Here is a 25,052-nt window from a genome sequence, read left to right on the forward strand (position 1 = left end):
CTTATACAAGTTTCTTTTCTAAATGCTTAGCAAAAAGCGACAAAGGATAACAAAGTAAAAAATACAAGGCAAAGATTCCACCATAAACCCAAAAACTTGCCTGTGGATAATGAATGAGATTGACTTCAATAATTTGTTGTCCCACCTTTAACATATCGCTAACTCCAATGAGCGCAGCTAGTGAAGTTGTTTTTATCATACGAGTAAAAAGATTCACCAATGGAGGCAAAAGCCTTCTAAAGCTTTGAGGCAAAATAATAAAGATTTGAATTTGAATCTCGCTTAAGCCCAAAGCCCTTCCACTCTCGCTTTGATGCCGTGGCAAACTTGAAATCGCTCCACGCACTAAATCTCCCATTTCTGCAATACCCCATAAACTAAAGACAAGAATACACGCTCCTATTCCATTAAGATTTAAAAATGATGAAAATCCAAAATAAACAATAAAAAGCCACGCTAGAATCGGAATAATACGAATACTCTCCAAATAGAAACGGCACAAAAAGCTCAAAAATCGGTTGGGCAAAGTCATCAAATACCCAAGCACAAAACCAAAAATACAAGAAAAGAAAATCGCAATAAAGGCGATTTGAAAAGTTACAAAAACACCTTGCAATAGGCGCAAAATATTTTGAGAATCAAAAAGAATTTCCATTACGCCATTTTCCTTTTATAGTATTTCTCCAAAGCCAAAAATAAAAATGAAAGTGGCAAAAGCACGACAAGATAGCATAAAACAAGCAACAAAAGCGTTTCATTTGTCTTATAATAGCTACCGATTAAATCTTTAGTGATATACAAAATATCGGCTAATGCAATCGCGCTCACCACTGATGTTTCTTTTAGTAAAAAGATAGCATTAGCTCCAATAAAAGGCAAACTCACTGCCAAACTTTGAGGCAATACCACATAAAACATTAATTGCATTTCACTTAGCCCCAAGCTTCTGCCTGATTCTAACTGAATCCTCCCTACTGATTCTAGCCCTGCACGAAAAGATTCCGCCATATAACTTCCACCCAAAAAAGCAACTCCAATTAAAGCACAAGTATAACCTGTAAGTTGCAATCCAATCTGTGGCAATCCATAATACAAGAAAAAAAGCTGAATAAGCAAAGGGGTGTTGCGAGATAATTCAATATAAGTTTGGCATAGCGTGCTTAAAAATCGCACTCTATAAAATTGCACCAAAGCAATAAAAAAGCCAAGCAAAATAGAAAATATAATCCCAAAAAAAGACAAATGTAAAGTAAGCCACAAAGCTTCTCCAAAAATAGGAATTGCATTTTTAATAAATTCCAAATCTAAATATAAAGCAGTCAATAAAATCCTTAAGATGATTCAATACAAACTTAGTCTAATCAAATAATTTTAGATAAATTATACAAAAAATACCATTAATTTTTCGTATCTTTAAGTCTCTTTTGATAGAATTTTATCCCAATAAAATACCTTAAAAATCAGGGGGCATTATGACTTATCTTTATGTCAAAATCTTTCACATTATTTCTTTTGTTAGCTGGATGGCTATGTTATTTTACTTGCCGCGTCTTTTTGTCTATCACACCGAACACAAAGACAACAAGGGCTTTTGTGAAGTTATTAAAATCCAAGAATCAAAACTTTATAACTTCATCGGCTACCCAGCAATCATCTGCACACTACTCTCTGGAATCTGGCTTTTAATGCTAGAACCAACTTGGCTTCAAGGCGGTTGGCTTCACGCAAAAATCTCACTCATTGTGATTCTTGTGATTTATCACTTTAGTCTCTATCGTTTTATGATTGCTTTTAGGGAAGATAGATGCCAAAAAAGCGGAAAGTTTTTCCGAATGTATAATGAAGTGCCAACTCTAATTTTAATCATTGTTACTTTCCTTGTTATTATCAAACCCTTCTAAAAAGGTCTAAAGAATGAAAAACAATAAATTATGGGGAGGGAGATTCCAAGAAAAGGCATCTGAAATACTTGATTTATTTAATGCTTCACTTCCTTTTGATAAAAAACTTTACAAACAAGATATTTTAGGCTCAAAAGTCCATTCACAAATGCTTAGCCATTGCGGGATTCTCGCCCAAGAAGAATCACAGCAAATCTGTCAAGGCTTAGAACAGATTCAAGCAGAAATAGAAAAAGGTGAATTTACCTTTGATATTAGCGATGAAGATATTCATATGGCAGTGGAAAAACGCCTTATAGAAATCATTGGAGAAGTGGGCAAAAAACTTCACACTGCGCGCAGTAGAAATGACCAAGTTGCCTTAGATTTTCGCCTTTTTGTGCTTGATTCAAATCGACAAATCCGCGCCCTTCTTTTAGAACTCATTCAAACCTTACTTGACATTGCCAATTTGCATACCACAACCATACTCCCAGGAATGACACATCTCCAACACGCACAACCTGTAAATTTTGGCTTTTTAATGTGTGCTTATGCTTGTATGTTTGTGAGAGATTTTGAGCGATTAAGCGATTCATTTAAGCGCAACAATTACTGCCCACTAGGAAGTGCTGCATTAGCAGGAACGCCTTACAAAACCGATCGATTCTACACTGCAAAAGCACTAGGTTTCACCGCTCCCACACTTAATGCCACTGATAGCGTAAGCGATAGAGATTTTGCACTTGATTTTCTCTATGATTTAAGCTTGATTGCTATGCATATTTCAAGAATGGCAGAAGAGCTTGTTTTGTGGAGTAGCTATGAGTTTAGATTCATCACACTTAGCGATTCTTATTCAACTGGAAGCTCAATTATGCCACAAAAGAAAAATCCTGATGTTCCTGAACTCCTTAGGGGCAAAAGTGGGCGTGTGTATGGGAATCTCTTTAGCCTACTTACTATCATGAAAGGCTTACCACTTGCATACAATAAAGATACGCAAGAGGATAAAGAGGGGGTTTTTGATAGCTTTGAAACCTTAGAAATCTCTCTTAAGATTCTAAATGACTTACTAAAAACAATGCAAATCAATCCCAAAGAAATGAAAGAAGCTTGTCAAAAAGGACATTTAACCGCAACTGATTTGGCGGATTTTCTTGTGCAAAGCTGCAATATTCCCTTTAGAGAAGCGCACCATATCACCGGAAAAGCGGTCGCTTATGCCGAAAGTCTCAATAAAGACTTAAGCCAACTTAGCGCGCAAGAGCTTTGTAGTGTTGATTCTAAAATCCCGCCAAAAGCTCACAATGCACTAAATTTGGAAGCTTCAATGAATAGCCGTGATTCTTATGGTGGCACTTCCACAAAAGCCACACAAACTCAAATCCAAAGTTTATTAGCGTGGCTACAAATCGCTAAAAGCGGAGAATGCAATGAGCGATAAACAACAAAAAATTATTTCAATGTTTGATGATATTGCAAGTAGCTATGATTTAGCAAACCGCGTAATGAGCTGTGGAATCGACATTGCTTGGAGAAAAAAGGCTTGTAATCTTGCCTTTAGAAATCTCTCTACAGAAAACTTACAATCTCTAAAGATTCTTGATGTAGCTTGTGGCACAGGCGATATGATAACCCATTGGCAAAAAAACGCTAAAAACGCTGGAATCAATCTCCAAAAAATCGTGGGTGCAGATCCAAGTAGCGGTATGCTAGAAGTGGCTAAAAAAAAGCTTCCCCAAATTGATTTTACACAATGTGAAGCTACAAAATTGCCCTTTTTAGATAATGAATTTGATATTCTCTCTATTGCCTATGGAATCCGCAATGTAGTAGAGCGCAAAAAAGCTCTAAGTGAGTTTGCAAGGGTGCTTAAGAAAGGGGGAATTTTGGTGATTTTAGAATTTACCAAATGCGAAAATCCTAAAATGCTAGAAAAATTTATGGGCTTTTATACCAAAAATATTTTACCCTTTGTGGGTGGAATCATCTCCAAAAATTACCGTGCTTACAAATATTTGCCCGATTCTATTGAAGAGTTTTTAACTGCAAATAAACTCAATTTAGAACTCCAAGAAAATAATTTTGAACCACTCTATACCAAATCATTTTCAGCAAATGTCTGCACACTATTTGTCGCTAGGCGTAAATAATAGAGCTTATTTTAAGCACTCATACACACTTTTGGCTAGATTTTTTGAAAGCACCTTTTCTAACTCTTCTAAACTAGCTTCTTTGATTGCTTCAAAACTTCCAAAATAGGATAAAAGTCGCTTTTGAGTTGCTTTGCCTATGCCTTTAATCTCTAAAATTTTGCTTTGTTGCATTGTTTTTTGTTTTTGCTTTTGGTGGAATGTGATAGCAAATCTGTGCGCTTCATCACGCAATTTTTGCAAAAACTGCAAACGCTTATCGCTACTACTTAATCGGTATTCTTGTTTTTTTTCATCACGCAAAATATCTAGCGCGCTACCCTTTGCCCTATGGGCTTTGGCATCAAGCTTTTCTTTGGCAATACCTATGACTTCAAGATTTACTCCTGCGCTACTTAGCAAATCTTTGGCTAAATTAATTTGCCCAATCCCCCCATCAAGCACCCACAAATCCGGTGGTGAATCAGTGCTAAAATCTGCGATTCGACGCTCTAGCATTTCGCGCATTTGAGAGTATTCATCACTACCTTCTAGTAAATAATGCCGATAAGATTCTTTAATAAACCCTTCTTCATAAACTACCATAGCTCCCACACACTGCTTTCCTCTATGATGAGAAGTATCAAAAATTTCAATTTTATAAGGAATACTCTGAAGAGAAAAAAGCTCTTTTAATGCTAACAATAAAGCTTCTTCATTAGTAACATTAATTTTCAAGGTTTCTCTAGCATTTTGCAATGCCAAATCACAAAGCTTCTTTTTATCTCCACTTTTTGGAAAATGAATAGGGATTTTCTTTCCTAATTGCTTAACTAAAAACGCTTCTAATTCCTCTCTTTTTTCGCCAAAATTATAAGGTATCAAAACCTGTTTTGGCTTGATAGGAAGTGTGTTACTATAATAATTAATCAAACTTTGCGTATAAACTTCTTCAAAATTTATCTCATATTGACTTTTAATAACATTACTCGCACTAGAGACAACCCTCCCCTCACGCACAAAAAATTTCACCAAAACGCCTCTATTCCCTTCACTCTCCAAAGCAAAAATATCCAAATCCTCCATTCTTGCAAAATCCACGCTTGAGAGCGGATTAATTTGCTTGATTTTGCTAATCCTATCCCTTAGCACCATAGCTTCTTCAAACCGCAAATTTTCAGATAAAAATTCCATTTTTTTTTCTAAAATACTTAAGATTTTTTTGGGATTATGGATACATTCTAAAGCCTTTTGTAAAATCTCTTGATAAGCTTCCTTGCTCACTTTACCCTCACAAGGAGCTAAACAACGCTTAATCTGATAAAACAAACAAGCTTTTTTTCCCTTAAGACAACTTTCTTTTTGTGCAAGAGTAAAAACTTCATAAAGCGAATCTAATAAATCCCTAGCACCACTAGAATAAGGTCCAAAATAACGAATATTTGGGCTTTTTAGAATCTTTCTTGTTAGCACAATACGCGGAAAATCAACGGACATATCTACGCACAAATAAGGGTAAGTCTTATCATCTCGCAAAAGGATATTGTATTTGGGTTTAAGCTGCTTAATAAATGAATTCTCCAAAATCAAGGCATCATTTTCATTTTCTACCACAATATAACGCATAAAAGCAATCTGTGAAACCATTTGCGTAATTCTAGCGCTTAAGTTTGGTGCTACAGAAAGCTTAGGAGTGAATCGAAAATAACTTTTTACGCGATTTTTTAGATTTTTTGCTTTTCCTACATAAAGCAATCTCCCCTCACTATCAAAATAATGATACACTCCACTTTGACTAGGAAGTTTCTTTAGGATTTCAAGTAAAGTATCATTAAGGGGCGATAACTTTTGTTCTAATGATTGCATACAATCACTTTTTTAATTTCTTCAAAGATTTCATAAATTTCTTGATTTTTTGCTAAATTTTCAAATTCTCCACTAGATAATTCACCATAACTAGCAACTTTATGTGTTGATTCTTGCAAGGATTTTTGATAAGCACTTTTACCCACAAATGCCTTTAAATACTTAATATCAAGCAATTTGTTTTGAATTTTTTGATATTGTTTTAATAACTGCTTTATAATTGTTAGTTTATAATCAAACTCTTGTTTAAAACAGGGATGCTTAAGAACGAAATATAAAATGCTATTTTTACTATAACAAAAATGAATCCCTTGGCGCAAACTAAAGGGTAACATCACGATAAAATGCTGAATTTGTTGATGTTGAGATAATTTTTTATACAAAGGATTATTGTAAAGATGAGACAAAATTTCACACGCTTTTTTCATTGCATAATTATAGCACATCTTGTTGCTTTTTTATTAGTAGGTTGTGGCTTCAAAGACGATCCATTTAACCCAAAAAGTGAGCAAATACAATAAAGGATTTTTATGCAATATGATGTAATTATTGTTGGCGCTGGGATTGCTGGACTATATGCAGCCTTAAATCTTCCCAAAAAACTTAAAGTGCTTATTCTCTGCAAAGATCAGCCTTGGGAGTGCAATACCTTTTATGCACAAGGTGGAATTGCCGTTGCCAAAAATCAAGCAGATATCCCCTTACATATCACAGACACTCTAAAGGCTGGAGCAGGAATGTGCAATGAAGATGCTGTTGCCACTCTTAGCAAAGAAAGCTTGGAAGTCTTAGAAGATTTAATTATACGCCAAACGCCTTTTGATAGAGATTCTAATGGGAATCTGCTCTTTACTAAAGAAGCTGCTCATAGCACTTCAAGAATTATTCACGCTGGTGGAGACTGCACAGGTCGTGTGCTACATAGCCATTTAATTGCACAAATCACACATACTTTATGGAAAAATGCTAGTGTTACTGAATTGCTTATTGATGATAATCACTGCTGTGGTGTGAGTGTGCTAACCAAACGAGGAAACTATAATCTCTATGCTAATAATGTTATTTTAGCTAGTGGTGGAGTTGGCGCACTTTTTGAATACCATACAAATGCCTATACCATTTCAAGTGAATTGCATGGAATGATTTTGGAAAATGGTTTAAAACTTAAAGATATGGAAATGCTACAATTCCACCCCACAGTTTTTGTTCAAACAACACACGCAAGAAAAATGCTTTTAAGCGAAGCTTTGCGTGGAGAGGGTGCATTTGTAGTGGATTTTTGGGGCAAACGATTTTTATTTGACTATGATTCTAAGGGCGAACTTGCACCGCGCGATAAGGTTGCACGCTCTATTTTTGACTACAAACTCAAACTCAAAGAAAAATACCCTAATGCAAAACCAGAAGAATTAGAAGTTTATTTAGATTTTAGCGCCTTTGATAAAGACTTTTTTTATGAGCGTTTTCCAAATATTGCACGCAATCTTAATTCTGCAGGCTTTGATGTTCCAAAAAATAGAGTTCCCATTTCTCCTGCATTCCATTATTGTATGGGAGGAATCCAAACAGACAATGTGGGCAAAGTTCTAGGAATGCAAAATCTCTATGCAGTAGGAGAATGTGCCTGCACAGGTGTGCATGGAGCTAATCGCCTTGCTTCAAACTCTCTTTTAGAAGGACTGGTTTTTTCTCGCCGTGCCACTCAAGATATTTTGGCTAATAGCCTCTCTTTTAAGATTAGAGAATTCCCTTTGCATACACAAATTCTCCAAAAAGAACAAGATGAGAATCTAAAAGCCCTTTTACGCCATTTAATGTGGAATAAAGTCGGAATTATTCGCAAAAAAAGCGGCTTAAATGAAGCCTTGGGTGGAGTGGAGGTAATGTTACAAAGTGGAATTGGAAGATTACTAAAATTACGCCTTTTAACAGCGCAAAATATCATTCAATCCGCACTTAAACGCGAAGAATCAATTGGAGCGCATTATATTCAATAATTTTTTACTAAAAAAGTTCAAAGATTTTTGTATTTTTTGCTATAATCCCTGCCACATCTATCATAGATTACACACTTTTTTAAGGATACTCCAATGTCTAATTCAACTTACCCCAAGGCAAAAAGTCTTCTTTTTGTTTCTAGCATTAAACCTGAAAATTTTAAACCCGGTTTTGAAAGTGAAGCAGATGCCATTATTTTGGATATAGAAGATTCTGTTCCAAAAGATCGCAAAGATGAAGGTAGGACTAACATTTTAAATTTTTGCAAACAAAATAGTCAATACAAATTTTTTGTGCGTATCAATGATGCACAAAGCCCATTTTTTGAAGATGATATGAAGTTTTTAAAAGAACTTGGCTTAGAAAAACTCCATGGCGTTATGCTAGCCAAAACCGAGCAAAAAGAACATGTAGAAGCTGTTAATGTAGCACTTGAAAAGATTCCATTGCTTTTGCTTATTGAAAGCGCAATAGGAGTGCAAAACATCAATATCACCGCTTCACAGCCTAATGTCAAACAACTTGCTTTTGGGGCATTTGATATGATTTTAGATCTAGGATTAAGAGATGGTGATGGCAAGGACTTTATGCTCAATTATGTGCGCACACAAATAGCTCTATCAAGCAGAATCAACAATCTTTTAGCTCCAATCAACCGTGTTTTCCCTAATACTAGAGATGAATCAAGACTTAAAGCAAATATGGAATTGGCTTATTCTATGGGCTTTGGTGGATCATTAACTTTTTATCCAAATCAACTCTCAATTATCAATACAATTTTTGCTCAAGGTAATAACCAAATTGAATGGGCAAAAGAAGTCATACAACTATCAAAACTTCACAAAGGAGAACCATTTAGTTTTGAAGGCAATGTTATAGATCTTCCTATGATTAAAAAAGCACAAGGTATTTTAGAAAGAAAATACTAAAAACCTAGAAGCTTAAAAGCTTCTAGGTTAAAGATTTTCTAGCATTTTTTGATAAGCGACTTTAGTCCCAGGTCGCACATTGCTCACAAGACTAAAAACAATAATAGCCAAAGAAGCCACTAAAAACCCTGGAATAATTTCATAGATACCCGTATGGGCAAAAAATTGTTTCCATAGCACTACTACAGCTGCACCACTAATCATTCCAGCAATTGCACCAATTCTTGTCATTCTACTCCAAAAGAGAGAGAAAACCATCACCGAACCAAAAGATGCTCCAAATCCAGCCCAAGCGTATGCAACAATACTTAAAACGCTAGAATCTTTATCAGTAGAGATAACAAAGGCAATCAAAGCAACCACAAGCACCCCAATCTTACCTAGGCGCAACACCATAGCATTTGAAGCTTCTTGTTTGAAAATCTTTTTATAAAAATCCTCTGCAATTGTTGAGCTAGAAACAAGTAATTGCGAACTAGCTGTGCTCATAATAGCCGCCAAAATTGCACTCAACAAGATTCCTGCCATCCAAGGATTAAACAATAACTGAGACATTACAATAAAAATCCTCTCTGGATCTGCTAAAGTAAGGTTAAATTTATTAATATAAGCTACACCTAGCATACCAATAAAACAAGCTGCAACAAGACAAATTACCATCCAACCTATACCAATAAATGTTGCTTGCGGAATATCTCTAGTAGATCGGATCGACATAAAGCGCACGAGAATATGAGGCTGTCCAAAATAACCAAGCCCCCAAGCAAGAGCAGAAATAATACCCACCAATGATACGCCACTAAACCATTGCAATCTCTCTTTTACTACAAAAGGTATTTTTGAAAATGCCAAAAGCAATGAATTTAAAGTTTCACCATCATTTGTTTCTACTGCCAATTCAAGCCTTTTAGCAAAATCTCTTGAAGTAACTAAAGAATTTAGATCTTGATTAAACAGTATTAAAATCTGTGCATCATTTCTAAGATTTTTATCAAGATTAGTAGCACTAATATTACGATCTTGAGTATTTTTGAGTGCTGCAATTAGTGATTGTATCTTTTCTTGAGATTCTGCAGTTTCAAGATTGCTTAGTATATCTGGGATTTGCGCTTGAATTTCGACAATCTTTTTACTTGAATCATCAGAAAGGCTAATGTATTTCTTTGCCTCACTCAAACCTCCAATGTGTGAAAGCATTACAACTGGCAAAGCAACAAGTGCTAAAAGCATTAATAAACCCTGAATCATATCTGTCCAACACACTGCCTTATAACCTCCAAAAAAGGTATAAGCCACAATAATTAAAGTTCCTGTAGAAAGCGCATAAGAATATTTAATCCCAAAAACTTCTTCAAAGAGTTTTGCCCCACTTACAAGTCCTGATGAAACATAAAAAGTAAAGAAAATAAGAATCACTACCGCACAAACTACGCGTAAGATATGTTTATCATCACTAAAGCGTGTTTCAAAATAATCCGGAATAGTTAATGAATCAGCTACAACACTTGTGTAAATGCGAAGTCTTTTGGCTACAAAAATCCAATTCAAACTAGCTCCTATAGTCAAACCAATGGCAATGTAACTATCAATAAATCCACTTACATACAAAGCCCCAGGTAAGCCCATAAGCAACCATCCACTCATATCCGAAGCTCCAGCGCTTAGAGCTGAAACCACAGGACCCATTGAACGACCACCCAAAAAATAATCTTCGCTACTTTTGTTTTGTCGATAAAAATAAAAACCTATAAACAACATTAAAGCTGCATAAGCAACAAACATAACTGCAATAGGCGTATTAATATTTGCAACTTCCATTTATTTTCTCCTTTTATTGTTTTAAAGCACGAATTCCTAAATTTCCATAGCGGTGATAAGATATACTTAAAGACTTTTCATTATGATAGAATAGGAATTCAAATCGACCATTTAAGAGTGGTTTTTCTCTAATAACTATCTTGGCTAAACTTGAAGCTTCTTTGTAGATTTCATCATTAACATTTGGTGCTAAATGATAGCGGATTCTCTCATAATCTGAAATTTTACTTACAAAATCCTCTTTTACTTCTTTTAAAAACTTAACTTTAAAACCAAGTTTTTGACATAATTCTTTTGCGCTTTCCATATGAGAATTTTCATCAAAACTCACCAAAAGTTCTATTTCTGCTATATTTGCCGCCAAGACAACCCCTAAAATATCTCTTAAGCTATCTTCTTTGCAAACCCTATAAGCTAGATTCTTAATCTTAGTATAAGAGAATAGATTATCCTCGCCCCTAATACCCACATAATCTTTTGCTACAGAAAATTCGTTTTTATAATGATAGGCATAAGATTGTGCCATTTTATCAAGCTCATTAAAGCCCAAGCTCTTAAGAGTTTTTGAAAAATTATTTTCAAGCAAATTGCTATCTGCTTCTTTTTGAGTGATTTCTAAAAATTGCGTGATGTAGTTATAAATTCCTACTTTTCTACCAAACCCTATAGCTGATTTTTTAACTCCACCAAAAGGCTGACGAAGCACTATAGCACCAGTAGTTGGCTTATTGATATAAATATTTCCTGCTTCTATATGCGTATGGAAATATTCCCATTCTCTCTCATCAAGACTTTCAAAACCAGCTGTCAAGCCATACCCAGTAGAATTAACTATTTCAATGGCTTCCTTGAGATCTTTTGCCCTCATAACACTAAGAATTGGCGCAAAAAGCTCTGTCATATATGTAAAATCACCTTTCTTAGTGCCATATTTTATGCCCGGACTCATTAAATGCTTATTATCATCTATAAATTTTGGTTTTAACGCCCATTCTTCATAAGGCTTCAATTCATCCAAGGCTCTTTGGACCTTTGGATCAATTTCATCACAAAGTGCTGCAATTTTATTTTTAAACTCAAAAGGTGAGCCAACTAGCATAGATGAAGCTGCATCTACAAGGGTTTTTTTGAATTCCGCATCTTCATAAACCTCATCCTCAAGAACAAGCAAAGAAGTAGCTGAACATTTTTGTCCTGAATTTGAAAAAGCAGAATGAATAATATTTTTAATCGCACTATCTCTATCAGCAAATTTTGAGACAATAGTCGCATTTTTACCACCAGTTTCCGCACTTAAAAGCAAGGTTGGATTAGCTTCTAGCATCTTATAGGCAGTCTCTTCTCCTCCTGTTAGAATAGCAAATTTTACAGCTTCATTTGTGAGTAAATATTTTGAAACATCACTTCCCTTTGAAGGCAAGAAAATAAGAGTATCTTTTGGAACTCCAGCTTCCCATAAACACTCACATATCATATACCCTGTAAGTGTTGATAAAGATGAAGGTTTATAAATCACTGCATTACCTGCTGCTAAAGGGGCTACTATCGTGCCCACTGAGATTCCAACAGGAAAATTCCAAGGAGCAATTGTTACCCCAACGCCTTTAGGGGCAAATTTTGTTTTTGGATTTTGCTTGATTAATGTAGCCAAAGAATGAGGATAGAATTCAGTAAAGTCAATAGCTTCACTCACTTCAGGATCAATCTCTAAAAAAGTCTTTCCTACTTCTAGGGCTGCAATTCCTATTAAATCCCCTCTTTTTTCTCTCATAATCTTAGCTGCCTTAGCTAAAATTTGATGAATCTCATCAAAACTTTTTTCTTTAAATTTAGAATTTTTAGCAACTTCTAAAGCTTGTTTAATTTCTTTTTCACCGGCTAAATGCACTTTTGCAATTAAACGATTTTTAATCTTATCTTTTACTTCTATGTGCTTTAAATCTGCCTTTTTAATTACTTCAGAAATCACAGGATAGACTTCATAAGCTTCTAAATTTTCATATTTTTCTTTGATTTTTTCCGCCCACTCTCTATTTTGAGGCAAAATAAAATCCGTGTCGCTTTCATTTTTGAAAACTTTAGTTTCATAAGCACTCTTAATAGTTTGTTCTTTGTTTCTATCTTGTATTCTGTGTGTGCTATTATCTAAGTTTTTGATACCTTCAAGGCTTTTTAGAAACAACTCTTTTTGTGTTTGCCAATTTGCATCACCCACTTTTAAATTGAAGAAATATCGCATAAAATTATCTTCACTTGTATTTTCATCAAGTCTTCGAACAAGATAGGCTATGGCGTTATTAAAATGCGCTTCATCGCACACTGGTGCATACAAAATAAGATTATGAAGTTTAGAAATCTCATACGAACATTGCAAACTCATACCCTCAAGCATTTCAAAGGTGAAGCTATCAAATGCATTTGCTTTTTTGATTCTTGTATAAGCATAAGCTATTTCAAAGATATTATGGCTTGCTATACCAATGTTGATATATTTATAATTTTCATCTTGCAGGATAAAATCAAGCATTTTATTATAATTGCTATCTGTGTCAATCTTTTTATAGAAAGTAGGAAGCTCCCATCCTCTTTGACTAGCAATTGTCTCCTCACTTTCCATATTTGCGCCTTTTACAAAGCGAATCTTAATGGGTTTTTTACCCTCTTGCACTCTTTGTTTTGAAAAAGCAAAGAGTTTTTTGAGGTATTCATAAGAATCGGGTATATAAGCTTGTAAAACAATACCTGCTTTAATATTAAATTTAGAAAGACTTTCCATAAATGCAGCAACTGTTAGCTCAAGATCTCTAAATTCCTCCATATCAAGGTTAATAAATTTTTCTACACCTTGCCTTTTTTCTTCAGCTTCAGCTAGAGCATAGAGATGATCTAATCTTTTTACCACTTCATCTTTAGAATATTTAAAATCTATAATATTAATCTGTGAAAAAATGGTAGTTATCTTAATAGAAATATATGTAATATAACTTGATTGCAAGGCTTCTTCATATTTTCGGATTCTATATTGTGATTCTGCTTCACCTAAGACCTCCTCACCAATTAGATTCACATTTAATGTAATGTGATCATTTTGTTTTCTTTTTTCTATATGAGGTTTCAAAAAGCCTTTATCTGCATCTAGCACCATAGCACTTGTATCTTTTCTTAAATGAGAAACAAAAAAGGGCACCGAAATATTTGGTGCAAATCGACCCAAATTAATAAAACTATAAAGCAAAAACTTCTCAAAAGGCGAGAAAAAATCTGCTATACCAAATTTATTCAAAGTATGCTCTATTAATTCAAAAGAAGCTCTTTTATCTTTACATCTAAAAGATCTATCAAGAAGCTCTATAAGCATAACTTTATTTTTAGGATTGTTGAGCAATTTTTGCATTTTGCTGTGAAATTCTCGCTCACTTTGTGAAATATTTGCTTCAATCTTGCTTTGTAGCTCTTCAGCAAATTTAAGAGATTCTTCTATTATTTGTTTCATTTATAACTCCTTAAGGTTATTTTTAAATACATTTATCACCATTTTACAAAAAATTACAAAAACGCCAATAAGGTTCTATAAAAGTTATCTTATTTTAACCAATATGTATGTTTTAGTAACATCAATATTTTAAGTATGTTATAATTTAAGATTAATTTCAACATCAATTTAAGTGAGATTATGGGTTATATTATTTTTGTAGCAACAATATTTTGCATTTATATGCGTCCCTTTAAGTTGCCTATATGGGTTTTTAGCACACTTGGCGCAATGTGTGTTTATAGCTTAAATGTAGTTAGTCTTAATAATATAGCACTTGTTTGGGAAATCACCAAACCCAGCACTTTAGCACTCATTGGACTTATTCTTTTTAGTCTTGCTTTTGAAAAGCTTGGATTCTTTTCTCATCTTGCTTCATATATCATTCCTAATACACATTGCATTCAAACTTGGAAATTTTTTGTATTGCTTATCATTTTAGGCAGTATAGTGAGTATGGTTTTTGCCAATGATGGAGCAATTTTAGTGCTAACTCCACTTGTATTAGCACTTTTCAACAAAATAGACTTTAGCAAACAAAAACATATCACCCCAAAAATAAAATTTTTTGCTTCTTTCTCGCCTCTTGTGGTTTTCTTGCTTCTTATTAGCTTTATTAGCGATTTTGCTTCTAATGTCTTTATTATTTCTAATCTTACTAATATTATCACAGCAGAAATGTTTAAAATCAGCTTTTTGCACTTTGCTATGATGATGGCGCTACCTCAAATTTTTGGAATATTTGTCTTTATCATCATTGCTTGGATTTGTTTTAGGCAATTCTTGCCACACACTCTCCATTTTAAACCAGACACTCCGCTTAGTGATAATGTCAATTCCAATCCAAATTCAAACCACAAGCCCTCCAAAATAACTCTTGTTTTATGCTATATCTTAATCATTATTTTGTTTATAGGCATCACTCTTGGGCAACACTATGGCATAGAACTCTATATCTTTTTATTTGGCATTAGCCTTATTGCACTCATCTATGCAAAAGCTTTAGATTTGATTCAAGTTAAAACTTTATTAAAAGAAACTCCTTTTTCTGTGGTGATTTTTAGTTTTGGACTTTTCGTTGTTGTCTTTGGCGTGAAAAATGCAGGTTTTTTAGATACTATGCAAATTATTTTTGATTCTATAGACTTAGCACCACTTTTAATGCAAATCTTTAGTGTTGGAATCTTCTCAAGCCTTGGTTCTAGCATTATAAATAATCTTCCTATGGCGCTCTTAGGTAATCTCACACTTCAATCTTTTGAACTTAATTCACTACACACTCAAATCCTTGCATTTGCACACTTACTAGGCTGCAATATAGGCTCCAAACTCACACCCTTAGGATCACTTGCTACCCTACTCTTTTTGCTTAAACTTAAAATCTACAATATCAAAATTTCACTCCTACAATACATAATTTTTGCTTTTATTCTTGTTTTTTTTGTTCTTCTAGTTTCTCTTTTTGGACTATGGATTAGTGCAATGATTTTTTATTAATTCCCTTTAAATCAACACTAAATCCTTACAAACCTTTAATTTGAATTAATTTTAGTGTAAAATCACATTTTTATTTCAAATTTATTTCAAATCATCACAAAAACTAACAATGAATACATATAACACTTTGGCGTGGTTAAATTTCTTTATTGCTAATGTGCGTGATGGCTTAGGTCCTTATCTAGGCATATTTTTAAAAAATTATCATTTTTTAGAGGGGCAAATTGGGCTTATTGGCACAATTACTTCTCTTTGTGCATTGCTTGGGTTAATTGTGTGGAGTTTTTCTTGGGTTGTTTTTAGACATCTTGCACAAGTGCATTTTTGAATCTAGGATTTGCTGAAATGTATCGCGTGGTGTGTATAATGCCAAGTTTAATTATTTGTTATAGGAGATATGTATGAAATACAGATATTTAGGCAATAGTGGGCAAGTTATCCCAAATATGATGCTAGGAACTGCGACATTTGGAGGCAGCACAGAGCTTTTCAAAAAATGGGGTAGCACTCAAGTAGATGAGGCTAAGGCTTTGATTAAAGTGTGTATGGATTTAGGGTTTAATGCCTTTGATACCGCGGATTGTTATTCTCTTGGAGATTCTGAAATTATTTTGGGACAAGCCCTTAAGGATTACAAAAGATCTGAAGTTTTTATCTCTACAAAAACAGGTATGTGGATGAGCGATAATCCAAATGACATCGGCACTTCAAGATCAAAGATTTTACAAAGTATTGAAGCCAGTTTGCAGAGATTACAAACTGATTATATTGATTTGTATCATTTACATTGCTATGATGCAAGAACTCCACATATAGAAGCCTTGCAAACACTTAATGACTTAGTCAAATCAGGCAAAATACGCTATTTTGGGGTGAGCAATTATTCAGGTTGGCATTTGATGAAAATGCTTAGTGTTGCAGATGCCTATAATCTCCAAAGACCCGTGGTGCATCAAGCGTATTATTCACTTGGTGCGAGAGAATTTGAAAATGAGTTAATGCCACTTGGCATAGAAGAAAAAATAGGCACACTTGTTTGGAGTCCTTTGAGTGGATCTCTGCTATCAGGTAAAATCACAAGAAGTAAGCAAAACATTGATGATTCTAGATTAGGAAGAGGCGGTGCTTGGGATATGGATAGAGAGCATTTATTAAGTATTGTAGATGAGTTAGAATCTATTAGCAAAGAAACTGGTCATTCAATAGCACAAATTGCACTTGCTTGGGTATTATCAAGACCGACAATTAGCTCCCTTGTGATAGGTGCTACAAAAGTTGAGCAATTAAAAGAAAATTTGCAAGCTAGCGAGTTACAACTTGATGCAGAACATATCAAAAGATTAGATAAGGCTAGTCAAACAAAATTGGCATATCCATATTGGCATCAGAGATTTACGGTAGATAACAGAGATCCTTATCCTGTGAATCTGTATTAAAATTATTAACAACAAAGCCCCAACAAGCACAAAATTTTGCTTGGTAATGGGCTAACACAAGAACCAAAAATGCGTGATATTTTCATCACAAGATTTATCCCATTAAGCTTTAATGTATTGAGTCTTGTTTTGTAGGATTTTTCACTTCTTTATGAAAAATTACGCTCATTATATCCGTGATATTTTGTGATATTTTGATATTTGTGAAATGTATGTAGATTTTTTTGTAGCCGTATTGTGCAATTCTTATATCGCTGAATATTTAAGCTTAGATTATATTTCTAATATATTGATATATTTTGATATAATAATATTTTGATTTTTAAATAAAGGATTGATTTATGTCAGTAAGTTTTTTAGAAAGCATAAAACTTTTTTGTTTGTATTTTGTCGAATTGTCTGTTCTTTTTGTTGCGGTGCAAATGCTTATAGCTCTAATCCAGCAAAAATATCAGAATCTATTCAAAAATCATTTGCAAAAAGATTCGTATTCTAGCTATATCAAATCTATCTTGCTTGGTGCTCTTACACCTTTTTGCTCTTGTTCTACTATACCTTTGCTTCGTGCATTGCTTAAGGCAAATGTAGCTTTTGGTGTTTGTATTGCTTATCTTTTTACTTCGCCTCTTATTAATCCTATCATTGTTGTAATGTTATTTTTAGCTTTTGGATTTAAAATCACTCTAATCTATGTTATTATCCTTTGTGTTGCAATTTTTATTATTTCAATTTTGCTACAAACCCTAGATACAACAACATTGTTAAAACAAGATTTTAGGCAAGATTCTATACACACAAAGCCTTCAATTTTTACTTCTAATAAGCCTACCAAGCTTACTTCATTTAGCACCATAAAGCTACAAGCAGGGAGTTGTTGTAACAATGAAACTTCAAGCCAAAATTGCTGTGAAAACACAAAGAATATATCTATCAAAAACCTTTTTTATCAAAGTCTAAAAGATTATAAAAAACTCATTCCATATATTGCCATAGGTATGGGGATAGGAGCTTGTATTCATGGATTTGTGCCACAAGAATTTATCCAAAATCACTTAAGTAATTTTGGCTTTTTGGGTGTGGTTTTTGCGGCATTTATTGGAGTCTTGCTATATATTAGAGTGGAAGCTATTATTCCCATTGGTTTGGCTTTGCTTGGAGTGGGTGTGCATGAAGGCATAATCTTTAGCTTTTTGATAGCTGGTGCTGGATGCTCTTTGCCTGAACTTATTCTTTTACAAAGTATATTTACAATGAGATTCCTAGCAATTTTTGTTAGTTTAATTCTTTTTATTGCCATAGGTTTTGGTGGCATTATGTATCTTATATAAAGGTGATAAGATGGACAAAATGAATGCTTTTCTTAATCTCATAGGTGCTCTTAATGATGAAACTCGTGTAATAATTTTGGCATTTTTACAAAATCATGGTGAGCTTTGCGTCTGTGATTTACAAAACGCACTTGACTTAAAGCAATCTCGCCTTTCAAGACACTTAAAGATTCTAAAAGATTGTGGATTTTTATATGTCAAACGCAAAGGCACTTGGGCATATTATGGCATTAATGAGAATCTTTCTATATTTCACATAGAATGCCTAAAGGCTATACAGGAACTTCAATTATCATTACCGCCATTGCAAAAAATTACTTGCAATAACCACAAAGAATGATAAGCTACTTATAGCGTGTATCTAGCTTCTCATAACCGCCCTAATCAACTCTCCTTTAAGTAAAAATACAATATAATACCCCACATCAAAACCTAACAGCAGGGAATCCTATGGCAAAAATGACATTTTTGGAGTTAGCAAAGCAGATTTTGCAAGAAGCTAAGCGACCTATGACTTACCAACAAATATGGGATCTAGCTGCACAAAAGGAACTTACGCAATCCTTAGACAGCACAGACAAAACGCCTTGGCAAACCTTAGCAGCACAACTTTATCTCAATATTAAAAGGCAAGATTCTATCTTTTTCATTGCTACCAAGCGACCTACCACCTTTTGGCTCAAATCTCGCAAAGATGAACTCAAAGAAGATGTGCAAGAACTCATCACCAAAGAAGAGACAGAAAGCCTAAAAAACACCAAGTATAAAGAGCGAGATTTGCACCCTTTACTTGTGTATTATCTCGCAAATGCAACTGAATTTAGATTGCAATGCAAAACAATCTATCACGAAAAAAGCAAAAAACAAATAAGTGGCAAAGACAAATGGGAAAACCCCGATATTGTGGGCGTTTATATACCTTTTAATGATTATGAACCCCAAACCCTTGAAATCCTCAAACATATCAATCACAATGTGTGCAGTCTCTTTTCGTTTGAATTAAAAGTCAAGGTAAATTTTGGGAATCTAAAAGAATCTTATTTCCAAGCAGTTTCTAATTCCAGTTGGGCAAATGAAGGTTATTTGGTGATTTTTGAAGACATAGAAGATGGTGTGCTAGAGGAATTAAGGCGACTTAATGCAAGTTTTGGGATAGGAGTGATTAAGCTAGAGGCAAATCCTTTGGATTCTCGAGTGTTGTTGTCGGCAAAAAGAAGCGAGATTGATTTGCAAACTATGGACAGACTTGTGGATTCAAATCCTAATTTTAGGGAGTTTGTAGCGGATATCAACAAACAAATCAAAGCCGGAGCGGATACAAAAATCCAAGCTTGTTTTGATGAGGTGCTCGAGGAAGAAGCCCTAGAAAAATATCTCAAAAACACCATATATTTAGACTAAGTAAGGAAAGAAAATGAATAATGTTGAAATGTTAGTGCTTGACTTTGGGAGTCAATACACACAGCTTATCGCTAGGAGACTTCGGGAGTTTGGCGTTTATACCGAGATTGTGCCTTATTTTGAAAGTATAGATTCTATCAAGGCTAAGAATCCTAAGGGTATTGTTTTAAGCGGTGGTCCTGCTAGTGTGTATGAAGAGGGGGCATATAAGCCTGATAACAAAGTCTTTGAGCTTGGCATTCCTGTGCTTGGGATTTGTTATGGTATGCAATATATCGCGTATCATTTTGGCGGTGCGGTGGTGCGAGCCAAAGAGCAGGAGTTTGGCAAGGCACAATTAGAGATTTTAGCTACTGATACAGCACTTTTTGCAAATGTCAAAAATAATTCTGTTGTGTGGATGAGTCACGCTGATAAGGTAGAAAAAATCCCGCAAGGCTTTAGTGAATTAGCCAAAAGTGGCAATACGCATTATTGTGCCATAGCAGACACAAAGCGTCAAATCTATGCTTTGCAGTTTCACCCTGAAGTCGTGCATAGCGAGTGTGGTGGGGAGATTCTCAAAAATTTCGCGGTGAATATTTGCAGAGCAGATACAAGCTGGAATATGAAAAATTTTATCACCTATGAGATAGATAAGATTCGTAAAATCACAGGGATACTATCCCAAACACCCACATTCCAACGCACCGAGGATCGCGCGCAACAAGAGCAAATTTTTGCCCTATGGCAAGAGAGCTTCACAAAAACACACGGATTTATGGGAGCAAAATTATTAGAGCATATTGCCACGACGCTAAAACAACGCATTCATAATTCAGAGCATTTTTTTGCCAGAAAAGATGATGTAGGAAATGTAAGTGCCTTTGGCTTTTGCGTGTATGTAGAGGATACAAGTGGCTATGCGTGCAATTTTGAGTGTTATATCATCGATAGAAATCTAACACAAAAAGAAGTAACGCAATCTTTTTTAGATACGCTTATGCAATTTCAAAATGCACAGAGCTTCCACACACAATGGGATACACACGACAAAAAAGGGCTAAAGGTTTTTAGCGAACTTGGTTTTGAAAAAGGTGCGGTATGTGGTGATATGGTGGAGTTAGGTTTGGATTGTGTAGCGACGAATACAGCGCCACTACAACGATGTGGTTGGATTTATCAAGGGTATAATGCCTCCGATAAAGCCACACAAAAGCTTTACCAAGATTATCACGATTTTGAGTGGGGCATTCCACAGCACGATGACAAGCGACTTTTTGAGCAACTTGTGCTAGAGGGTATGCAAGCAGGGCTTTCGTGGATCACGATACTTAAAAAACGCGAGGCTTTTAGGGCAGCCTTTGATGCCTTTGATCCTCATATTGTAGCCACTTATGATGAGGCAAAGATACAAGAACTTATGGAAAATCCAGGTATTATCCGCAATCGTGCTAAGATAGAATCTGCCATCAACAATGCCAAAAGATTCTTAGAGATTGAGCGTGAGTTTGGGAGCTTTGCGAAGTTTCTTTGGGGTTATGTAGATAATACACCAATTATCAATCATTTTGAGAGTTTGGAGGAGATTCCCACACATACACCACTTTCTGACACAATCGCAAATGATCTCAAAAAGCGCGGCTTTAGCTTTGTAGGAAGCACAGGGATTTATGCTTTTATGCAGTCTGTGGGGCTTGTGTGCGATCATTTGACAAGCTGTGCATTTGGGCATACAGATAAAGCCAATAAAGCCAAACCTCACAAGGTGCTTTGTGCGGTGAGTGGTGGGGTGGATTCGAGCGTCGTAGCTACATTGCTTTATCGTGCGATTGGGGAAAATCTTATCCCTATTTTTGTGGATACGGGGCTTTTACGCAAAGGCGAGAGAGAAGCCGTGGAGAAAATGTTTAGGGAAAACTTGCGTGTGCCACTTATCACCATTGATGCAAGTGAAGAATTTTTGGGATTGCTTAAAGGTGTGCGAGATCCTGAGAGTAAGCGTAAAATCATCGGTGAGACTTTTATCAAGGTGTTTGAGCGTGAGGCTAGAGCGCACAATGCCAATGGCGAGATAAAATTCCTCGCACAAGGCACGCTGTATCCTGATGTGATTGAATCTGTGAGCGTGAAAGGACCAAGCAAAACGATAAAATCTCATCACAATGTAGGGGGCTTGCCTGAATGGATGAAATTTGAGCTAATCGAGCCTTTAAGAGAGCTTTTTAAAGATGAGGTGAGGGCTTTGGGGCGAGAGCTTGGTATGCCAGAATCTATGCTTATGCGTCACCCATTCCCAGGACCAGGACTTGCAATCCGCATTATGGGAGAAGTCAATCAAGCGGATTTGGATCTTTTGAAAGAAGCGGATTGCATTTTTATAGAAGAGTTGCATAAGTGGAATCTATATGATAGCGTGTGGCAAGCATTTTGTGTGCTACTTAATGTGCGAAGTGTGGGGGTAATGGGCGATAACCGCACTTATGATAATACAATCTGTGTGCGTGCGGTAGAAGCGCTTGATGGAATGACAGCGACTTTTTCGCATTTGCCTCACGAGTTTTTAGAATCTGTGTCTAATCGTATCATTAATGAAGTAGCAGGCATAAACCGCGTGGTGTATGACATTACTTCCAAACCACCAGGCACGATTGAGTGGGAGTAGAGGGTTATGAATTTGGAGCAAGAAATGACTGCAAATTTATTTTCTAATGCCATTTTAACAAAACAACAAGATTTGACACCCAAAAAATTTACTTTCATTGATTTGTTTGCTGGGATTGGTGGGATTCGGTTAGGGTTTGAGAAACTAGGTGGAATCTGTGTCTTTTCATCAGAATGGAATAAGGAGGCTGCTAAAACCTATTTTGCAAACTTTGGAGAATATCCAAAAGGCGATATTACCAAAATAGATTCTAAAGCTATCCCAAATTTTAATATTTTATTAGCTGGATTTCCTTGTCAGCCTTTTAGTATTATAGGAGATAAAGAGGGCTTCAAGCACGAAACACAGGGGACATTATTTTTTGAGATTGAACGCATTTTGAAGGATAAGCAACCCAAAGCTTTTATGTTGGAAAATGTGCGTAACCTAATTGCTCATCATCAAGGACAAACTTTTAAAACAATTCTTTCACATTTGGAATCTTTAGGGTATTTTGTATATCATAAAGTCTTAAATGCGCTTGATTTTGGGCTACCACAAAAACGAGAGAGAATTATTATCTGTGGCTTTAAGGAAAAAGTAGATTTTGCTTTTCCACTTCCAACACATTACAGAAAAACACTTAAAGAAATTTTAGAATCTAATGTAGATAAAAAGTATTATGTTAAAGATAATATTAAAGAATCTAGGCAAAAAAGAATGAAAAAAGAAATGGCAAAGCCTTATATTACCCACGAAAATGTAGGTGGTTCAATTACGCCCCACCACTATTCTTGCGCTCTTAGGGCTGGTGCTTCAGCAAATTATCTTTTAGTCAATAATGAGAGGCGATTAACAGAAAGGGAAATGTTGCGTTTGCAAGGTTTTCCAGAGGACTATAAAATCGTAGTTTCTTATACGCAGATTAAGCAGCAAACAGGCAATAGTGTAGCAGTGCCTGTCATAGAAGCAGTAGCAAGAGAAATGCTTAAAGCCTTAAGAGGATTTGAATTATCGCAGGATATTAAGGAAAAAATATGCTAAAAGAAGCTAAAAATGCACTAGATAAAGTCATTACAAAATCAAGAATCCACTTTTACAAACCGATTCAAATTGCAGAGATTCTTTATCGCGATAGAATCTTTGGCGATATAGATTTAAGCAATCTTGAGACATACAGAACTAAAAGCAAAGCTTGGAGAGATGAAGTCTGTATCGCTTTGCTTGGTAGAATCTCTACAAGTTCAGCAAAATTCCAAGATGATTTATTTAATGCAGTTCCTCCCAAACTTATAGCAGAGCTTGGAAAGTTTAATAGAGAACACAAAGGAGCAGTTGAAAGCTACATCTATAATAAATTCATTGGCAAATATATACAACTTAACAATGCACTGGATTATTGTTTGAATACAGATAAAGCACATTTTGAGATTTCACATTTTATTAATTTATTTTGGTATGAGGCTGGATTAAAGCGCAGTTTAGATAAAGTTTATGAAATTATCACGCATTCGCTTTTTGATACATTAGCACAAACTTTAGAATTAAGCATTACCCTCTCAATCAATCAAAATAAACTCAATATTTTAAAGGAGTTTGAAGATTTTGCAAAATCTGTAATGTGCCTAGATTCTAATAATCTCTTTATTACACAAAAAGCGCGTATTTATAGGGTGGGTGTAACCAATGCAGCAGATAGAGGGCTTGATATGTATGCAAATTGGGGAGTGGCGATACAAATTAAGCATTTAAGTCTTGATAGTGAATTAGCAGAAAGCATCGTATCTCATATTCAAAGTGATAGAATTATTATTGTGTGTAAGGAAGCCGAAAAGTCTATTATTTTATCTTTGCTTACACAAATTGGCTGGAGAAATAAGATTCAAAGCATTATTACAGAATCTCATTTGATTGCTTGGTATGAAAAGGCAATGCGCGGCAAATATTCCAATTTGCTTGGTGATAAGCTTTTAGAAACACTTTGTTTGGAAATTACAGAGGAATTTCCATCTGTAAAAGAATTACCTGAAATTCTTAAAAAGAGGCATTATGAGAATGTTGAAGATGAATTTTAAGATGCAATTATTTTTATCCCACGATTTTTTAGAGGGCGTTTCAAACCGCATAATTAACGAAGTAGCAGGCATAAACCGCGTGGTGTATGACATTACTTCCAAACCCCCGGGAACGATTGAGTGGGAGTAGGATAATGCCTGTAGATTGCGTATTTTACAAATCTAGCATTTCCATGAGCGAAATTAGGGAATGTAGCGTAGATCTAATTATTACAAGTCCGCCATATTTTAATATCATTATATTATTTAATGACATTACTTCCAAACCACCAGCGTGATAGAGTGAGGATACAATAATTGTGTTTTCTATTTATAAACAAAAGCCTATATTTTGAAAAAGTAGAATCTAGTGTATGGGAGTATAAAATCGGAGGGTATCAAGTGTTGGATAAATACCTAAAAAGCCACAAAGATGAAGAAATCGACTTTGAGTATTTTCAAAAAATTATCCAAACTTTGCATAAAAGCTTGGAGATTGAAAGAGAGATTGCAAAAATTAGCTTTGTGTAAGCAGGGTTAATTATAAGGGGGAGA

21 protein-coding genes and 4 pseudogenes are annotated in these 25,052 nt (G+C 35.0%); 19 read left to right on the forward strand and 6 right to left on the reverse strand.

Annotated elements, in window-relative coordinates:
• Nucleotide 1: 1 nt before the first annotated feature.
• Both MKD52_RS06210 and MKD52_RS06215 read right to left on the reverse strand, forming a co-directional pair.
• On the reverse strand, nt 2–655 hold the full coding sequence (locus MKD52_RS06210; protein ID WP_112057747.1) for an amino acid ABC transporter permease: 654 nt from the start codon (nt 653–655) through the stop codon (nt 2–4).
• The gene (locus MKD52_RS06215) at nt 655–1,323 is read right to left on the reverse strand and encodes an amino acid ABC transporter permease (RefSeq protein WP_242099636.1); all 669 of its coding nucleotides are present in this window, start codon (nt 1,321–1,323) and stop codon (nt 655–657) included. Before MKD52_RS06215 ends, MKD52_RS06210 begins: the two co-directional genes overlap by 1 nt.
• Nucleotides 1,324–1,472: 149 nt before the next feature.
• On the opposite strand from MKD52_RS06215, the gene hemJ reads away from it, so the two are divergent.
• From hemJ to ubiE, 3 genes are read left to right on the forward strand one after another with little or no spacing between them, the layout of a single operon-like run.
• A complete protein-coding gene (gene hemJ, locus MKD52_RS06220; RefSeq protein WP_242099637.1) occupies nt 1,473–1,901 on the forward strand; it encodes a protoporphyrinogen oxidase HemJ in 429 nt (142 codons plus the stop codon).
• A gap of 13 nt (nt 1,902–1,914) precedes the next feature.
• Nucleotides 1,915–3,327, forward strand: coding sequence for an argininosuccinate lyase (gene argH / locus MKD52_RS06225; RefSeq protein ID WP_242099638.1), 1,413 nt, complete (start codon nt 1,915–1,917; stop codon nt 3,325–3,327).
• Nucleotides 3,317–4,036, forward strand: a complete 720-nt coding sequence (ubiE, locus tag MKD52_RS06230; protein WP_242099639.1) for a bifunctional demethylmenaquinone methyltransferase/2-methoxy-6-polyprenyl-1,4-benzoquinol methylase UbiE — start codon at nt 3,317–3,319, stop codon at nt 4,034–4,036. Before argH ends, ubiE begins: the two co-directional genes overlap by 11 nt.
• Before the next feature lie 6 nt (nt 4,037–4,042).
• Here ubiE and uvrC read toward each other — a convergent pair whose 3' ends face one another.
• Together uvrC and MKD52_RS06240 are read right to left on the reverse strand one after the other, a co-directional pair.
• Complete coding sequence (gene uvrC, locus MKD52_RS06235; RefSeq protein ID WP_242099640.1) at nt 4,043–5,881, reverse strand: excinuclease ABC subunit UvrC; 1,839 nt, start codon at nt 5,879–5,881, stop codon at nt 4,043–4,045.
• Nucleotides 5,869–6,327, reverse strand: coding sequence for a hypothetical protein (locus MKD52_RS06240; protein ID WP_242099641.1), 459 nt, complete (start codon nt 6,325–6,327; stop codon nt 5,869–5,871). The genes uvrC and MKD52_RS06240 overlap by 13 nt, the downstream gene beginning before the upstream one ends.
• Before the next feature lie 84 nt (nt 6,328–6,411).
• On the opposite strand from MKD52_RS06240, the gene MKD52_RS06245 reads away from it, so the two are divergent.
• Nucleotides 6,412–7,878, forward strand: a complete 1,467-nt coding sequence (locus tag MKD52_RS06245; protein WP_242099642.1) for an FAD-dependent oxidoreductase — start codon at nt 6,412–6,414, stop codon at nt 7,876–7,878.
• A 93-nt stretch (nt 7,879–7,971) separates the two neighbouring features.
• Nucleotides 7,972–8,808, forward strand: a complete 837-nt coding sequence (locus MKD52_RS06250) for a CoA ester lyase (RefSeq protein WP_112057739.1) — start codon at nt 7,972–7,974, stop codon at nt 8,806–8,808.
• Between the two features lie 27 nt (nt 8,809–8,835).
• On the opposite strand, the gene MKD52_RS06255 is transcribed toward MKD52_RS06250, so the two are convergent.
• Nucleotides 8,836–10,626 (reverse strand): sodium:proline symporter, encoded by a 1,791-nt coding sequence (locus MKD52_RS06255; RefSeq protein ID WP_242099643.1) that lies wholly within the window; start codon nt 10,624–10,626, stop codon nt 8,836–8,838.
• A 13-nt stretch (nt 10,627–10,639) separates the two neighbouring features.
• On the reverse strand, nt 10,640–14,110 hold the full coding sequence (locus tag MKD52_RS06260) for a proline dehydrogenase family protein (protein WP_242099913.1): 3,471 nt from the start codon (nt 14,108–14,110) through the stop codon (nt 10,640–10,642).
• Nucleotides 14,111–14,299: 189 nt separating this feature from the next.
• Between MKD52_RS06260 and MKD52_RS06265 the strand changes: the two genes are divergently transcribed.
• The 14 genes and pseudogenes from MKD52_RS06265 to MKD52_RS06330 all read left to right on the forward strand — a co-directional run bounded on the left by MKD52_RS06265 (nt 14,300) and on the right by MKD52_RS06330 (nt 25,028).
• Nucleotides 14,300–15,655: an ArsB/NhaD family transporter gene (locus tag MKD52_RS06265; protein WP_242099644.1), complete on the forward strand. Its 1,356-nt coding sequence runs from the start codon at nt 14,300–14,302 to the stop codon at nt 15,653–15,655.
• Nucleotides 15,656–15,764: 109 nt separating this feature from the next.
• On the forward strand, nt 15,765–15,983 hold the full coding sequence (locus MKD52_RS06270) for a hypothetical protein (protein WP_242099645.1): 219 nt from the start codon (nt 15,765–15,767) through the stop codon (nt 15,981–15,983).
• Between the two features lie 73 nt (nt 15,984–16,056).
• Nucleotides 16,057–17,091 (forward strand): aldo/keto reductase, encoded by a 1,035-nt coding sequence (locus tag MKD52_RS06275; RefSeq protein ID WP_242099646.1) that lies wholly within the window; start codon nt 16,057–16,059, stop codon nt 17,089–17,091.
• Between the two features lie 341 nt (nt 17,092–17,432).
• A complete protein-coding gene (locus MKD52_RS06280; protein ID WP_242099647.1) occupies nt 17,433–18,419 on the forward strand; it encodes a permease in 987 nt (328 codons plus the stop codon).
• Nucleotides 18,420–18,438: 19 nt separating this feature from the next.
• Entirely contained in the window at nt 18,439–18,759 is a 321-nt protein-coding gene (locus MKD52_RS06285) for a metalloregulator ArsR/SmtB family transcription factor (protein ID WP_242099914.1), read from the forward strand.
• 110 nt (nt 18,760–18,869) lie between these two features.
• Nucleotides 18,870–19,820: an HTH domain-containing protein gene (locus MKD52_RS06290; RefSeq protein WP_242099648.1), complete on the forward strand. Its 951-nt coding sequence runs from the start codon at nt 18,870–18,872 to the stop codon at nt 19,818–19,820.
• Nucleotides 19,821–19,833: 13 nt separating this feature from the next.
• Nucleotides 19,834–20,478: pseudogene (gene guaA, locus MKD52_RS08675) on the forward strand (glutamine-hydrolyzing GMP synthase); the annotation flags it as partial.
• A gap of 435 nt (nt 20,479–20,913) precedes the next feature.
• Nucleotides 20,914–21,516 (forward strand): annotated as a pseudogene (locus MKD52_RS08680) (DNA-3-methyladenine glycosylase I); the annotation flags it as partial.
• On the forward strand, nt 21,499–22,464 hold the full coding sequence (gene guaA / locus MKD52_RS06305; RefSeq protein ID WP_347340931.1) for a glutamine-hydrolyzing GMP synthase: 966 nt from the start codon (nt 21,499–21,501) through the stop codon (nt 22,462–22,464). The pseudogene MKD52_RS08680 and the gene guaA (MKD52_RS06305), both read left to right, overlap by 18 nt.
• A gap of 6 nt (nt 22,465–22,470) precedes the next feature.
• Nucleotides 22,471–23,487, forward strand: a complete 1,017-nt coding sequence (gene dcm / locus MKD52_RS06310) for a DNA (cytosine-5-)-methyltransferase (RefSeq protein ID WP_242099649.1) — start codon at nt 22,471–22,473, stop codon at nt 23,485–23,487.
• Nucleotides 23,481–24,518, forward strand: coding sequence for a HaeII family restriction endonuclease (locus MKD52_RS06315; protein ID WP_242099650.1), 1,038 nt, complete (start codon nt 23,481–23,483; stop codon nt 24,516–24,518). The genes dcm and MKD52_RS06315 overlap by 7 nt, the downstream gene beginning before the upstream one ends.
• A gap of 10 nt (nt 24,519–24,528) precedes the next feature.
• A pseudogene (locus MKD52_RS06320) lies at nt 24,529–24,648 on the forward strand (hypothetical protein); the annotation flags it as partial.
• 4 nt (nt 24,649–24,652) lie between these two features.
• Nucleotides 24,653–24,754 (forward strand): annotated as a pseudogene (locus tag MKD52_RS06325) (site-specific DNA-methyltransferase); the annotation flags it as partial.
• Nucleotides 24,755–24,815: 61 nt separating this feature from the next.
• Entirely contained in the window at nt 24,816–25,028 is a 213-nt protein-coding gene (locus MKD52_RS06330) for a type ISP restriction/modification enzyme (protein WP_242099651.1), read from the forward strand.
• Nucleotides 25,029–25,052 lie beyond the last annotated feature (24 nt).

It is taken from the genome of Helicobacter sp. CaF467b (assembly GCF_022664765.1).
GTDB lineage: Bacteria > Campylobacterota > Campylobacteria > Campylobacterales > Helicobacteraceae > Helicobacter_D > Helicobacter_D colisuis.

What these genes read in the sequence shown, in the direction of transcription:
- MKD52_RS06210 (WP_112057747.1), bottom strand. Translation starts at nt 655, where the DNA reads ATGGAAATTCTTTTTGATTCTCAAAATATTTTGCGCCTATTGCAAGGT.
- hemJ (WP_242099637.1), top strand. Translation starts at nt 1,473, where the DNA reads ATGACTTATCTTTATGTCAAAATCTTTCACATTATTTCTTTTGTTAGC.
- argH (WP_242099638.1), top strand. Translation starts at nt 1,915, where the DNA reads ATGAAAAACAATAAATTATGGGGAGGGAGATTCCAAGAAAAGGCATCT.
- ubiE (WP_242099639.1), top strand. Translation starts at nt 3,317, where the DNA reads ATGAGCGATAAACAACAAAAAATTATTTCAATGTTTGATGATATTGCA.
- uvrC (WP_242099640.1), bottom strand. Translation starts at nt 5,881, where the DNA reads ATGCAATCATTAGAACAAAAGTTATCGCCCCTTAATGATACTTTACTT.
- MKD52_RS06240 (WP_242099641.1), bottom strand. Translation starts at nt 6,327, where the DNA reads ATGTGCTATAATTATGCAATGAAAAAAGCGTGTGAAATTTTGTCTCAT.
- MKD52_RS06245 (WP_242099642.1), top strand. Translation starts at nt 6,412, where the DNA reads ATGCAATATGATGTAATTATTGTTGGCGCTGGGATTGCTGGACTATAT.
- MKD52_RS06250 (WP_112057739.1), top strand. Translation starts at nt 7,972, where the DNA reads ATGTCTAATTCAACTTACCCCAAGGCAAAAAGTCTTCTTTTTGTTTCT.
- MKD52_RS06255 (WP_242099643.1), bottom strand. Translation starts at nt 10,626, where the DNA reads ATGGAAGTTGCAAATATTAATACGCCTATTGCAGTTATGTTTGTTGCT.
- MKD52_RS06265 (WP_242099644.1), top strand. Translation starts at nt 14,300, where the DNA reads ATGGGTTATATTATTTTTGTAGCAACAATATTTTGCATTTATATGCGT.
- MKD52_RS06270 (WP_242099645.1), top strand. Translation starts at nt 15,765, where the DNA reads ATGAATACATATAACACTTTGGCGTGGTTAAATTTCTTTATTGCTAAT.
- MKD52_RS06275 (WP_242099646.1), top strand. Translation starts at nt 16,057, where the DNA reads ATGAAATACAGATATTTAGGCAATAGTGGGCAAGTTATCCCAAATATG.
- MKD52_RS06280 (WP_242099647.1), top strand. Translation starts at nt 17,433, where the DNA reads ATGTCAGTAAGTTTTTTAGAAAGCATAAAACTTTTTTGTTTGTATTTT.
- MKD52_RS06285 (WP_242099914.1), top strand. Translation starts at nt 18,439, where the DNA reads ATGAATGCTTTTCTTAATCTCATAGGTGCTCTTAATGATGAAACTCGT.
- MKD52_RS06290 (WP_242099648.1), top strand. Translation starts at nt 18,870, where the DNA reads ATGGCAAAAATGACATTTTTGGAGTTAGCAAAGCAGATTTTGCAAGAA.
- dcm (WP_242099649.1), top strand. Translation starts at nt 22,471, where the DNA reads ATGAATTTGGAGCAAGAAATGACTGCAAATTTATTTTCTAATGCCATT.
- MKD52_RS06315 (WP_242099650.1), top strand. Translation starts at nt 23,481, where the DNA reads ATGCTAAAAGAAGCTAAAAATGCACTAGATAAAGTCATTACAAAATCA.